Origin of the sequence: Enterococcus sp. MSG3299, from assembly GCF_050555765.1 — a bacterium.
GTDB lineage: Bacteria > Bacillota > Bacilli > Lactobacillales > Enterococcaceae > Enterococcus > Enterococcus faecalis.
Window position 1 is genome coordinate 982,705 of the sequence record NZ_CP187869.1, and the last position, 13,644, is coordinate 996,348.

A 13,644-nucleotide genomic window follows, 5' to 3' on the forward strand; every position below is an offset into this window, starting at 1 on the left:
TCAGGTATGAAGAAAAAAGTTCACTTTTTTCAATCTGTTAATTTTAAGATTGCTTTATCATTTATTCTGCTGTTACTGATTGCGATTCAAATCATTGGTGGCTATTTCATTCGTGAATTGGAAGCCACTACGATTTCCGATTTTAAGAAAAATATGGATTCTCAGGTTGTCCAATTGTCAAATACGTTAAGTACGCAGATGAGCAACAAAGATCTCGAACGTAGTGATGTTGATGCAAATTTAAAAAAAGCGTTATCGGATTTTTCAAATGCAGATATTTCTGAAGCGAGAATTGTCGATGATAAAGGGATTATTCGGGCAACCAATGATTTAAATCAACAAAATATTATTGGGAAAAAGAATGATTATCGTGATTTAAATGACTTTACGAGTAAAAAATATCAAGCTTTAGATAATGATAAACGCGTGTATGTGAATGTCCAGCCGATTCAATCGCCTACTGGAGAAACAGTGATTGGTGTCCTTTATGTGAAAAGTAATTTAGAAAATAAATACCAAGAAATTACCAACACAGCAAGTATCTTTTTCACTGCTTCTATTATTGCCGCAGCAATCTCGATTATTGTGACCTTACTGATTGCACGATCAATCACGAAGCCGATTGGGGAAATGCGCGAGCAAGCCCTTCGAATCGCTCGTGGTGATTACGCTGGAAAAGTAGAAGTCCATGGAAAAGATGAATTAGGCCAATTAGCAGAAACATTTAATCAATTATCAGAACGGATTGAAGAAGCACAAGAAACAATGGAAGCAGAAAGAAATCGTTTAGATAGTGTCTTAACGCATATGACAGATGGCGTCATTGCGACGGATCGCCGCGGAAAGGTGATTACGATTAATGAAATGGCTCTTTCATTATTAAATGTAAAAAATGAAAATGTGATTGGGACCTCGTTATTAGAGTTGTTAGATATTGAAGAAGATTACACATTGCGGAAGCTGTTAGAAGAGCCAGATGAACTGCTGATTGATCGCTCAACGTCTGATCGTGAAGAAGACCAAATGATTATCCGGGTAGACTTTACGATGATTCGTCGGGAATCAGGATTTATTACTGGCTTAGTTTGCGTACTTCATGACGTCACAGAACAGGAAAAAAACGAACGGGAAAGACGGGAATTTGTTTCCAATGTCTCTCATGAGTTGCGAACGCCTTTGACAAGTATGCGTAGTTATATAGAGGCTTTAAGTGAAGGGGCTTGGGAAAACCCTGAGATTGCGCCGAATTTCTTAAAAGTTACGTTAGAAGAAACCGACCGGATGATTCGTATGATTAATGATTTGTTGAATTTATCTCGGATGGACTCTGGGAATACACATCTTCAATTAGAATATGTGAATTTTAACGAATTGATTAATTTTGTCTTGGATCGCTTTGATATGATGATTGAAAATGAGCAAAAAAATTACAAAATTCGCCGTGAATTTACTAAACGCGATTTATGGGTAGAGTTAGATACAGACAAAGTAATTCAGGTTTTAGACAACATTTTGAACAATGCAATTAAGTATTCGCCAGATGGCGGCGTCATTACCTGCCGACTAGTTGAAACACATAATAATGTCGTCTTTAGTATCTCGGACCAAGGTTTGGGCATCCCTAAAAAAGATCTCGGGAAAGTCTTCGAGCGTTTTTATCGTGTGGATAAAGCACGTGCACGAGCACAAGGTGGGACTGGTTTAGGTTTAGCAATTTCTAAAGAAGTAATTCGGGCCCATAACGGGAGTATTTGGGTGGAAAGTACAGAAGGTGAAGGATCGACTTTCTATATTTCACTACCATATGAACCTTATGAAGAGGATTGGTGGGAATGATGAAATTATCAGAATGGATTACAAGAATTGGCTTGATTTTAATGGTCATTTTAAGTATATATTTTTCAGTCAATATCTGGCTGAATTCTGCCAAAAAAATACCAGAAATGAAGTCGGGAAGCCAAGTCACAACAGCTGTCAATGAAAAAGCCATTGGCGATGTCTATTTACCTTTGCAATTGATTCGAATAACTGATGGAAAAGCGATGCAAAGTAATCGTGAAACATTAATTAGTAATGTTCAAAATGATATTAAAATGGCTACGTTTGGTAAATTGACACAAGTTGTGACAAAAAATGCAGAGCAACTTAAGCGCTACAACCAAATGGAACAAGGCATTGAACTTCTTTATCAAGGTCCCTTTTTAATCTCGGACTATGCTTCGATTTATAATCTATCCATTAATTTTACTAACTTTAATGAGTTGACGGACCAGTATTTTACGAAAATTCAATTGGATTTTAACGAAAATAAGATACGTTTTTTAGATTATGATCAAGCCAACGTCTATGAAGCGCCCATGACTGTCAATAAGGCGCGCTTAATGGGAATTATCAATAAAGAGGGATTGCAATATCAAGACGTTTCCGAAAATACGCTAACCAAACAAGGACAATGTTATTTAACCAATGATATGAAGTTGAAAAAGTACAGTTATATCTTAGCTTCGCAACCAGTTACTCGTTTTAGGAATGCTTTTTTCAATGAAACGGAAGATATCCAAACCAATGAAGACAGTCAAGACTTAACCTATACGAGTAAAGAAGAACGATTGTTTGCAGAAGAAAAACTGGGAAAAATTGATTTTAAAGGGACCTTGCCAGAAGAGAATAAACGGGATTCAATCTATAATCAAAGCTTTTCTTATGTAAAACGTTTAGGAACCAATATGGGGAATTTACGTTACTTTGATCGAACGAAAGATAGTGTCAATTATCGGACTTTTGTGGAAGGTTTCCCAGTGTTCAGTAATGATTTAAAAGGCCAAGTGGATATTCGCATCACGAACAACGATGGTGCTGCGCCAAGCGTAACCATTAACACAAGTGTGAATACAATCCAAGTACCGATTCCTTCAGAAGAAGAAGTGACGCTGGAAAGCACGGAAAAATTGATTAAGCGTTTAGAAACGGCTGGTGCTAAAAAGGAAAAAATCCAATCGGCTGTTATCGGTTATACGTGGCAGACAATTGAAGAAGTCAAACAAGTCGTTGATTTAAGTCCGGAATGGTATGTCCTTTATAACAACAATTGGTACACTGCAACGGACTTGGTAAAACAATTACCAAGCTTGGAGGTGGGCTAATGGATTTTAAACGAATTGAGTGGATTTTCTTCTTAGCGTTTTTAGGATTAAATATCTTTTTATTTGGAATTTATCGGGAAGGTCAACAAGAGGAGAGCAACGTCTCTTCTTCCAGCCAAACAGAATCGATTGAAAGTCGGTTGGAAAAAGATAACATCTCGTATAAAGGGACACTTTCTTCAGAACGATTGGAAGGTTATTATTTAAGTGGCGAACAAACCAATTTTTCTGCTGCTTTAAAAATCCAACGTGAAAAGAATAAAAATTTTTTGAGAAATGGGCTGCAAATTGCGGATAATACTTTAACGAGTGTACCTAGTAAAAACTATTTTATTGATCCTAAGAAAATTGATAAAGATTTAAGTACCTTTTTAAATGAAAAAAATGCTTTATTATTCGGAGACGAATATCAATACTTACCAGAATTTTCTCATTTAAAAGAGCCGACGGCAGAAATTGTGGCTGCACAATCGTATAAAGGAATTCCTTTTAGAGACGACACGGCAAAATTAAGTATTTTAGCAGATACGTCAGGTGAATTATGGAAAATTAGTAAATATTCGCAAACGCACATTGAAAATATTGAAGAGTTACGGGACAAAACGGATTTATATTCCAATCGTGATGCGATAGACACGCTCTATATGAATAACCGGATTCCTAGTAATTCCAAAATAACATTCATTAAATTGGCCTATTCAAGAATTTATAAAATTCGTGAGAAAAATGTATACGTTCCAGTCTGGTTTGTAGGAATTTCTACTGGTGAAGATTCAGTTGAAATTGAACAGGTGAATGCCGTAAGTAATACCATCATCACAAATAATACTGTGCCAAAGGTGGAAAAACATTAAGGTCCGTTGTATAATGAAACACGTTAATGTTGTAATGTAGAAGGGAAGAGTTTTAAATGGATTCAGAGTTTACTTTTAATATCAGTGTTCTTGCCAGTGGCAGTACAGGCAATTCCCTTTTTATTGAAACCAACCAAAAGAAAGTATTAGTAGATGCGGGTTTAAGTGGCAAAAAAATCACTTCACTGTTAGCAGAAGTCAATCGCAAACCAGAAGATTTAGATGCGATTTTAGTTACACATGAACATCGGGATCACATTCACGGCGTTGGCGTGTTAGCGCGAAAATATAAGTTAGATGTCTATGCTAATGAAAAAACGTGGCAAGCGATGGATCCCATGATTGGCAAAGTCGATGTCGCTCAAAAACATATTTTTGAAATGGGCAAAGTTTTGACCTTGGGAGATATGGACATTGAAAGTTTTGGTGTCTCACATGATGCGATTGCGCCTCAATTTTATCGTTTTCATCGCAATAATCGTTCCTTTGTTGTTCTAACGGATACAGGTTATTGTAGCGATCATATTCGTGGTACGATTGAAAATGCAGATGCTTATTTAGTCGAAAGCAATCATGAAATTGAAATTTTGCGAGCAGGACCTTATCCATGGAGTCTTAAACAACGGATTTTAGGAGATAAAGGCCATTTATCCAATGATGATGGTGCTCTTGTGATGGCGGATGTGTTAGGTGATAAAACAAAACGCATTTATTTAGGTCATCTTAGCAAAGAAAATAATACGAAACTTCATGCGCGAATGGCCATGGAGTCTACTTTGAAGCAAAAGGATTTAGGCGTCGGTGAAGCATTTAAGGTATATGATACAGACCCCGATTCAGCCTCAGAGTTATTTCAAATTTAGAATAATGGTGGTTTATCAGTTTTTGAGCGTGGAGCAAAAATCCAAAGTGATTTTTGTCCCATGCTCATTTTTTTTCTTTTATCCAGCTGGTTTGACAGAGACATCGGTGATAATACTTTTAAACTCTTAGTTAATTTTTTGACAAATACTTGTGTTTGTCTGGTGTTAGGAGTATAGTTAACTAGATTTTTACTAGTGGGAGGTCTATAATGTTTCAATTTTTACCAAACTCTGTTTTACAGATGAGCACTATTTTTCTTTCGATTATTATCGAAGCATTGCCTTTTGTCATGTTAGGTTGCTTGATTTCAGGCGCTTTACATGTTTTTTTAACACCAGAACGAGTAAAAAAAGTGTTACCTAAAAATAAATTTTTATCAATTTGTGTAGGGAGTTTCCTAGGGTTTTTCTTCCCTTCTTGTGAATGCGGGATCGTCCCAATTGTGCATCAATTTGTTAAAAAAGATGTACCAACACATACCGCTTTTGCTTTTATGTTAACGGCACCAATCATTAATCCAATTGTGCTATTTTCAACATACGTAGCCTTTAGTGGCGCAACAAAATTTGTGATTTGGCGAGTTTTAGGTAGTATGATTGTCGCGTGGGTTATCGGCATTTGGTTAGCTTATTTTCGAAAAGAATCAATTTTAACAGAAAAAGAGTTGGCGCAGATTAAAGAAGAGCAGGTTGCTCATACGCATGAACACGTTGATGAAGCTCGTTCATTTTGGAAAAACGGCTGGTCAGCGTTAACCCATAGTATTGATGAATTTTTTGATACGGGTCGTTATTTAATTTTTGGTTCTTTGTTAGCAGCAATCATGCAAACCTATATCCCAACTGGTGCGCTTATGCAATTGGGCCATTCAAAGATTTTAGCGATTCTAGTCATGCTAGTCATCGCTGCCACTCTATCACTTTGTTCAGAAGCAGATGCATTTATTGGTTCTTCTCTTTTGAGTTTATTTGGCACAGGACCAATTGTCGCCTTCTTAGTTTTTGGTCCAATGGTAGATATTAAAAATTTATTGATGATGAAACGTTATTTTAAAATGTCATTCATTGTACAATTTGTTTTGATAGTGGCGCTTGTCGTAACTATTTATGCGGCAGTAGTTTAGAAAGGAGGCCTACAATCGATGATACGATTTATTATTTTAATTGGATATATGGGGTTGATGATGTATCTTCAAATTTCAGGTGAACTGAACCAATATATCAATATTCATTATAATTACTTAGCTGTTTTATCAATGGTTTTAGCTTTTATTATGGCGATTGTCCAATTGATTTTGTGGAACCAAGCAGATCCATCAATGCAAAAAAAACATGAAGACATGCACCAACATGGGGGACATGAACATCATGGCCATCAGCATAATTTGGAAAAACCCAGCCAAAGAGGGCTTGCCTATTTACTACTTTCTTTACCGTTGATTGTTGGCTTATTATTTCCGACAGTTAGTTTAGACACAACAATTGTTGAAGCAAAAGGATTTAACTTTCCAGTAAGTAAAGAATCAGTAGGGGATCCTGATATGCAAACGCAATATTTGAAACCTGATACAAGTATGTATTTCAATAAGACGGATTATGACAAGCAGATGGCAAAAGCCATGAAACAATATGATGGCCAATCTGTGATTTCAATTACGGATGAAAACTATTTGGAAATTATGGAACTAATCTATAATTATCCAAGTCAATTTGCAGGGAAAAGGATTTCTTATAAAGGCTTTGTCTATAATTCAAAACGAGAAGAAAGTGTTGACCAGTTTGTCTTCCGTTTTGGGATTATTCATTGTGTCGCTGATTCTGGCGTTTTTGGCTTGTTGGTTCATTTTCCTGAACATACTCAATTTCAAAACAATGATTGGGTAACGATTACCGGAACCGTTGAGTTGTCCTATTATCCACCGTTTAAACGGCAAATACCAACTGTGCAAGTGGAGAAAGTCAAAGCAGATCAAGCACCAAAAAATCAATATGTCTATCGTTCCTTTTAAAAAAAGTTGGTTGCTTCCTTATCAAATGGAAGCAACCAACTTTTTTGCTGTCTATTTTTTAATTTTGTTGCGCTTACGACGAATAAAACCCAAAGATTCTCTTTTTTCTCGAAAGCTGCGGATATTCTGATTGAAAACCTCAGAAGCGACTAAGCCTAACGCAATTGCCCCAGCAATCATTACAGCTTGCACGGTAAAATAGGCGCCTTTTTCATAATTGCCAATTACGATATTCCGAACAGCTTGATAGGCTAAGCCACCAGGTACCAATGGAACAATACCAGGAATATTAAAAATCGTGACAGGCATTTTTAATATTTTTGAGAATAGATAGCTTACTGCCGCAACACCGACAGCACCGATGAGGGAACCTAATGCCGCATTCCCACTAAAAACTTCAACGATTACCCAATAAAGCATCCAGCTTACACTACCAGTTAGACCACAAGCCACCAGTGATCGTCGAGGAACATTAATAATAACTGCAAACGCCGCAGAAGCTAAAAAACTAAAGATAAATTGTACCAAAACGATTCCTAGCAAGTAAGTCACTCCTTTTAATAGAAAAGTTGAAAGACAAAAGCAATGCCAAAACCAATCATTCCTGAAGTCATTAATGCTTCAGTCCCACGAGAAACACCCGATAAGTAGTGTCCAGCTAGCAAATCGCGAAGAGCATTGGTAATTTGCACACCAGGCACTAAAGGCATGACACAACCAATGATGATTAAATCTTGTGATTGTCCGAGTCCCAATTTGACTGAAAGAATAGCGGCTGCACCAATAAACAGCGAAGCTAAAAATTCAGATAAAAATTTAATCTTGAGAAACTTTAAACTAAAATAATAAAGACTATAGCCGCAACCACCAATCAGAAAAGTCAAGAATAAATCGGACCAGACACCACCAAAAAGAATCATAATTGTAGCGCTGACAACGGCCGCACTAACAATGCGTGCGCTAATTGGAAAATGTCGGTGTTCACTATCTATCACTTTTAGTTTATTCAGTAATTCCTCTAAAGAAAAATCACCAGCCACATAAGCACGAGACAGCTGATTCACACGAGAGATTTTTTCTAAATCAATGCCACGTTTCATTACTTGAACCATACGAATCGTGGAGGTTCCATCTATGCCAACAAATAACCCGGTTTGTGTCACATAGCTAACCATTCGATAGTTGCCAGAAGCAAGCGCAATTCGGCTCATTGTATCTTCAACACGGTACATTTCTGCATCGCTTTCTATCATAATTTTACCAGCTAACAAACAGGTTTCTAAAAGTAAATCCAAATGAGCAGGAGTCATTGAGCAAGCCTCACTTTATGTATTTTCTTCTAGTGTACTACAAACGAACCAAAAAGAGGAAATAAATAACAGCTGCAATCGAAAATTTACATCGTAAACAGATTGTTAGCGAATTGTAACATTAAAAGGCTGATATTATTTAATCCTAGATATTTAAAAGTTTTCAAAAGAAAAACGTCGATTTTTTCGCAAAATGAATTGGAGGGAAAGGTGATATTCTGGCGATTTAGCAGAGCTTTATTCTTGTTTTATAAAGTTGTGTATTTGTTTTTATAATTTTAAAATTATCGATGGCTGTCATTTTTTTACGAAGCCTTTATTAATAAAAGACTAAGAAATAACAAAAAAGAGAGAAGGAGAAGAAATTTTGTTTGTAGTTTCGGTTCTTTTCTAGTAAAATGAAATTGTATAAAAGTAGAAGTGAGGTGTAGTAAAATGGGTTTTACAGACGAAACAGTACGCTTTGATTTTGATGATAATCGAAAAAAAGCAATCAGTGAAACGTTAGAAACCGTATATCGGGCATTAGAAGAAAAGGGATACAATCCTATTAACCAAATAGTAGGGTATTTACTTTCTGGGGACCCGGCTTACATTCCTCGTTATCAAGATGCTCGAAACTTAATTCGTCGTCATGAACGTGATGAAATCATGGAAGAATTAACCAAATATTACTTAGCGAACCACGGAATCGATATCAAATGAGGATCATGGGGCTAGATGTAGGTTCACGGACAGTCGGTGTGGCTGTTAGTGATTTATTAGGTTGGACAGCGCAAGGCATCGAAATTATTCGCATCAATGAAGAGGAAGAGAACTTCGGCTTTGAGCGATTAGGTGAATTGGTGAAAGAATACGAAGTCACGAAATTTGTCGTAGGTTTACCGAAAAACATGAATAATTCCATCGGTCCTAGAGCTGAAGCATCCATGGCATATGGTGATAAGATTCAAGAATTATTTCAATTACCTGTTGACTATCAAGATGAACGATTAACAACTGTCCAAGCAGAGCGTTTCTTGGTGGAGCAAGCAGATGCTTCCAGAGCCAAAAGAAAAAAAGTCATTGATAAACTAGCGGCAGTAATGATTCTACAAAATTATTTAGATGCACATAGCCGATAATTATCGAGCTTTGAATACATCAAGGGAGAGAAGAAGAATGACAGAACACAACCACGATCATGATCACGAAGGACATGAACACATTACTTTAGTAGACGAACAAGGAAATGAAACATTATACGAGATCTTACTAACTGTTGACGGTCAAGAAGAATTCGGTAAAAATTATGTTTTATTATATCCAGCAGGAATTCCTGAGGATGAAGATGTTGAATTGCAAGCTTACTCATATGTGGAAAACGCAGAAGGTACAGAAGGCGATTTACAGCAAATCGAAACAGATGCTGAATGGGATATGATTGAAGAAGTTTTCAATACATTCATGGCTGAAGAAGAAGAGTAAAACTGTAACGAGAGAAGCGCTACTTCTCCTATTGAGAAGTAGCTTTCTTAATAATAATTGTTATAATGTACATGTTGTTTCTATCATAAGATACTATCACTATCATTGAGTGTGGTGGATAAAGAAGGACAGCATTGTCTAGTTTTACAAGATGTTGTAAAAACGTAACATCCTTGTAATGACGTTAATTTGGTAACTATCTAGCATAATTTATAATTTGTGTTATACTAAGTGTGAGGTTTCAGAAATACTGTTAATTTTATAATATTAAATAAAAAAATGGCTCCACCTACTGGCATAGGTAGAGCCGTCAGAAATTCAGTTAAACAAACACGTAATTATTGGTGTGGTGCATTGCCACGAACTGAAATTCCAGTTAATAAAGCAAGTAAATCAAACATATATTTCACCTCCTTTATTATGATAGCTTCATTATAACATTATCTGTAAAATGATGGTATGTTTAATACAAAAAAATAGAAAGATTGGAGTTTTGACTGTGAGAGTAGCGGGAGAAAAAATCAAAACAGCGCGTAAAAAGAAAAAATTATCGCAAGCTGAATTGGCAAAAGGAATTTGTACACAAGCAACAATTAGTAACATTGAAAACAAAAATGTGTGTGACAGTTTAGACATTTTCTCATCTGTATGTCTACGTTTAGACTTACAAGTAGAAGAATGTATCGAAGGTTCTAGTGAGAAAAAACTCGAAAGCTTATTAAATAAAGTAGAAGAATTATGCTTTTACTTTAAGCACGATGAAGCCTATGATTTGTTGAAAGACTATCCAGATGATATCGAAAGTTCAAACAGAATTTTAGAAACAAAATTTTTCTATTATAAAGGAATTACGAGTTTATTAGGTAAGAAAAATAATAGCGAAGCATTGTTCTATTTACATCGTGGTTCTGAAATTAGTCGTGATATTAATATTTATAATATTTTGAGTATGAATGCGATCGGTATTTTATATGAATTAGAAGATGATATTGAAAAAGCAAAAGTTTATTACGATAAATCTTTACAATTGCTAAGCGAATTCAAATTAGATTATCCATTAGAGCAATGCCGTATTTATTATAATACCGCAAAATTCTATTCATTAATTAAAGACTATGCAAAGAGTATTGAATTAAGTGATAAAGGAATCGAAATTAATCGGACGCACAGTTCTATTTACTCTTTAGATTGCTTATTATACGAAAAAGCGTTTAATAAACAAATGCTAGGACTAGATGCTGTTGAAGATTATCGTATTGCGTACTACTTTACACGTTTCTTTGAAAATAAAAAATTACTTACTTATATTGAAAAAGATATGCAAGAGTTTAATATCAGTTTTAAATAATAAATTATTGTTTCAGATTTTAAAAAGAACAACCTAACTCAAGAGGAGTTAGGTTGTTCCTTTTTTTCTCTTTTTAATTTGTTTCTTTGACAGCGTTACGGACGCTTTCGGCGACGACTTTTGCGACTCCTTCTTGGAATGGATCGGGAATAATATTAGTCGGCGTGAGTTCGTTATCGGGAATCAATTTTGCAATACCTTTGGCAGCGGCAATTTGCATTTCAATCGTAATCTTTTTCGCCCGAGCATCTAAGGCACCACGGAAGATGCCAGGGAAGGCTAACACATTATTAATTTGATTCGGAAAGTCACTACGACCAGTTCCGACAATATAAGCGCCTGCCGCTAAAGCTTCATCAGGAAAAATTTCAGGAATCGGGTTAGCCATTGCAAAAATAACTGGCTGCTCATTCATCTGTTGAATCCACTCGGGTTTTAAAACACCTGGTGCCGAAACACCAACAAAGACATCAGCGCCTTCAAGAGCAGTAGCTAAATCACCGGTACGGTGTTCCCGATTGGTTAGCTTCGCAATTTCTGCGTGGTGTGGTGGCAGAGCTGTATCTGTTTCGCTCAGAATCCCTGCACGGTCAACAATGATAATATGTTTTACACCAGCAGCTAAAAATTTTCTTGTGATCGAAAGACCAGCGGAGCCACCGCCGTTGATTACCACATGAATGTCCTCTATTTTCTTGTTGATTAATTTTAAGCTGTTGTACAAAGCCGCTAGAACAACAATCGCTGTCCCGTGTTGATCATCATGGAAAACGGGAATATCTAGTTCATCGATTAAACGCTGTTCAATTTCAAAACAACGAGGAGCGCTGATATCTTCCAAGTTAATTCCCCCAAAGGTTGGAGCCAAAAATTTCACCGTTTGAATAATTTCTTCGGTATCTTGTGTATCTAAAACAAGGGGAATCGAATCCACACCAGCAAAGCGTTTAAACAATGCAGCTTTTCCTTCCATGACAGGCATCGCTGCTTCAGGACCAATGTTACCTAAACCTAAAACTGCTGAACCATCACTGATAACGGCGACGGTGTTTTTCTTTGTTGTTAATTCGTAAGCGCGTTCTTTTTTTTCATGTATGGCAGAAGAAACAGCCGCAACACCTGGTGTGTAGGCAATTCCTAAATCTGCTTTTGTTTCAATCGGAACTTTAGGGCAGACTTCTAATTTTCCCCCAAATTTTTTTGCTTGCTCAATCGCTAATTCTTTTACATCTTTTGTTGACATATCATTTTCCTCCTAAATAATTCACTTATAGTTAAAAAAGCATTCTAAAAATAGCAGTCATTGTTATTACTGTAATGGCACCGCCTAAACGTGTCGCAACTTGTGCAAACGGCATTAAGTTCATTCGATTGGCTGTACTTAAAATAGCCACATCGCCAGTCCCACCCATACCACTCTGACAAGCGGAGACAATGGCAGCCTCAACGGGATTCATATTCATGAAGCGTGAAACGAAAAATCCTGTAGCAATAACAGTGAAAACGACACTAATTACCACAACAAAATATTGCCAGCTAAGCATTCCTACGACATCTTTTAAAGGAATATATAACATACCTAAGCCGACCATTAACGGGAACGTAAAATTGCCAGAGATAAATTTATAAAGCTGTTTTGATCCGCGTTGGGTTTCTTTCGGTACTACGTTTAAGTATTTTAAAAAGGCTGCGACAACAATCATCAAAACAGGACCAGGAAAGCCTGTTAAGTGTTGCAATAAACCGCCTGTAATAAATAAGGTACACGCAATTAAAACACCAGCGCCCATTAATTTTACATCAATTGGTGCTTTGTCTTCTTCTAAAGCATCACTTAAATCATCTGAATTGGTAATTTTAATCAACTGACCTTGTCCAGAAAGTTCAGGGCGTTTTTCTCCTAAACGACTAAGTAAACCAGAACACATAATAGCAAAAAAATTACCAATAATGGTTGCGGGAATTAATTGCCCCACTAATTGTTCACTTGGCAATCCAGTAATGGCACTATAACCAAGGGATAAAGGAAGAATGCCTTCACCAATTCCACCAGCTAAAACAGGAGTGACAATATAGAAAAGGCTATGTTTCCAACCGAGACCTAACAGCGTTCCAACTAGGGTCCCAACACCCATTGCTAAAATCATTCCTAATGCCATCGGGACAATCATGCGCATTAAACCTTGGACTAAAATTTTGCGGTTCATTCCAAGGATACTTCCACAGACCAAACATGCAATATAGAAATAGAGAAAGTTTGCTTGTTTCATTAAAATATCTGTTGAGTCTAAGACATTTTGGTTGAGTAAATTGAAAAAGACCATAATTGATGGTACTAATAAAGATAAAATTGCGGGACCGCCAAAATGTTTCAAAATAGGAATATTTCCACCAATTGTTCCAAGTAACCAACCCATTGTTAAAATTACGGCAAAACCACCTAACATATTGACTGTTAGTTGTTCTAATAGAGCCGTAACAAGAATAATGCTAGCTGTTACAAGATAAACAGGTAACGTAACCGAACCAATCCTCGTTTTGGTTAATTTGTTGCGCCAATCTGTTTCATTAGCAGCTGTTGCGTGCAATTTCTTTTCCATGCTATTTCCTCCTATAACTTTAATCTATATTCATCATAATGTAAACGTTT

14 protein-coding genes are annotated in these 13,644 nt (G+C 36.4%); 10 read left to right on the forward strand and 4 right to left on the reverse strand.

Annotation, left to right across the window (positions count from 1 at the left end):
- Positions 1-6 precede the first annotated feature (6 nt).
- From walK to IGL23_RS04960, 6 genes are all read left to right on the forward strand, one after another.
- Positions 7-1,836 (forward strand): cell wall metabolism sensor histidine kinase WalK, encoded by a 1,830-nt coding sequence (gene walK / locus IGL23_RS04935; RefSeq protein ID WP_002419179.1) that lies wholly within the window; start codon positions 7-9, stop codon positions 1,834-1,836.
- Positions 1,833-3,143 carry a YycH family regulatory protein gene (locus IGL23_RS04940; protein ID WP_002385989.1) on the forward strand — a complete coding sequence of 437 codons (1,311 nt, stop codon included), beginning with the start codon at positions 1,833-1,835 and terminating at the stop codon, positions 3,141-3,143. Before walK ends, IGL23_RS04940 begins: the two co-directional genes overlap by 4 nt.
- The gene (locus IGL23_RS04945; RefSeq protein WP_002365516.1) at positions 3,143-3,997 is read left to right on the forward strand and encodes a two-component system regulatory protein YycI; all 855 of its coding nucleotides are present in this window, start codon (positions 3,143-3,145) and stop codon (positions 3,995-3,997) included. The genes IGL23_RS04940 and IGL23_RS04945 overlap by 1 nt, the downstream gene beginning before the upstream one ends.
- Positions 3,998-4,053: 56 nt before the next feature.
- A complete protein-coding gene (locus tag IGL23_RS04950; RefSeq protein ID WP_033595008.1) occupies positions 4,054-4,860 on the forward strand; it encodes an MBL fold metallo-hydrolase in 807 nt (268 codons plus the stop codon).
- Positions 4,861-5,069: 209 nt separating this feature from the next.
- The gene (locus tag IGL23_RS04955; protein WP_002357942.1) at positions 5,070-5,984 is read left to right on the forward strand and encodes a permease; all 915 of its coding nucleotides are present in this window, start codon (positions 5,070-5,072) and stop codon (positions 5,982-5,984) included.
- Positions 5,985-6,002: 18 nt separating this feature from the next.
- Positions 6,003-6,869, forward strand: a complete 867-nt coding sequence (locus tag IGL23_RS04960; protein WP_002357940.1) for a TIGR03943 family putative permease subunit — start codon at positions 6,003-6,005, stop codon at positions 6,867-6,869.
- Positions 6,870-6,920: 51 nt separating this feature from the next.
- On the opposite strand, the gene IGL23_RS04965 is transcribed toward IGL23_RS04960, so the two are convergent.
- Both IGL23_RS04965 and IGL23_RS04970 read right to left on the reverse strand, forming a co-directional pair.
- Positions 6,921-7,421 carry a threonine/serine exporter family protein gene (locus tag IGL23_RS04965; protein ID WP_002385987.1) on the reverse strand — a complete coding sequence of 167 codons (501 nt, stop codon included), beginning with the start codon at positions 7,419-7,421 and terminating at the stop codon, positions 6,921-6,923.
- A gap of 5 nt (positions 7,422-7,426) precedes the next feature.
- The gene (locus IGL23_RS04970) at positions 7,427-8,179 is read right to left on the reverse strand and encodes a threonine/serine exporter family protein (RefSeq protein ID WP_002357938.1); all 753 of its coding nucleotides are present in this window, start codon (positions 8,177-8,179) and stop codon (positions 7,427-7,429) included.
- Positions 8,180-8,614: 435 nt separating this feature from the next.
- On the opposite strand from IGL23_RS04970, the gene ireB reads away from it, so the two are divergent.
- The 4 genes from ireB to IGL23_RS04990 all read left to right on the forward strand — a co-directional run bounded on the left by ireB (position 8,615) and on the right by IGL23_RS04990 (position 10,994).
- Positions 8,615-8,884: a regulatory phosphoprotein IreB gene (gene ireB / locus IGL23_RS04975; protein WP_002357937.1), complete on the forward strand. Its 270-nt coding sequence runs from the start codon at positions 8,615-8,617 to the stop codon at positions 8,882-8,884.
- The gene (ruvX, locus tag IGL23_RS04980; protein WP_002357936.1) at positions 8,881-9,303 is read left to right on the forward strand and encodes a Holliday junction resolvase RuvX; all 423 of its coding nucleotides are present in this window, start codon (positions 8,881-8,883) and stop codon (positions 9,301-9,303) included. Before ireB ends, ruvX begins: the two co-directional genes overlap by 4 nt.
- A 37-nt stretch (positions 9,304-9,340) precedes the next feature.
- Entirely contained in the window at positions 9,341-9,646 is a 306-nt protein-coding gene (locus IGL23_RS04985) for a DUF1292 domain-containing protein (RefSeq protein ID WP_002357933.1), read from the forward strand.
- Between the two features lie 499 nt (positions 9,647-10,145).
- A complete protein-coding gene (locus IGL23_RS04990) occupies positions 10,146-10,994 on the forward strand; it encodes a helix-turn-helix domain-containing protein (protein WP_002385984.1) in 849 nt (282 codons plus the stop codon).
- Positions 10,995-11,067: 73 nt separating this feature from the next.
- Here IGL23_RS04990 and IGL23_RS04995 read toward each other — a convergent pair whose 3' ends face one another.
- Positions 11,068-12,237 (reverse strand): NAD(P)-dependent malic enzyme, encoded by a 1,170-nt coding sequence (locus tag IGL23_RS04995; protein ID WP_002378209.1) that lies wholly within the window; start codon positions 12,235-12,237, stop codon positions 11,068-11,070.
- Positions 12,238-12,268: 31 nt separating this feature from the next.
- Positions 12,269-13,594, reverse strand: a complete 1,326-nt coding sequence (locus tag IGL23_RS05000; RefSeq protein WP_033595007.1) for a 2-hydroxycarboxylate transporter family protein — start codon at positions 13,592-13,594, stop codon at positions 12,269-12,271.
- Between the last annotated feature and the right edge of the window lie 50 nt (positions 13,595-13,644).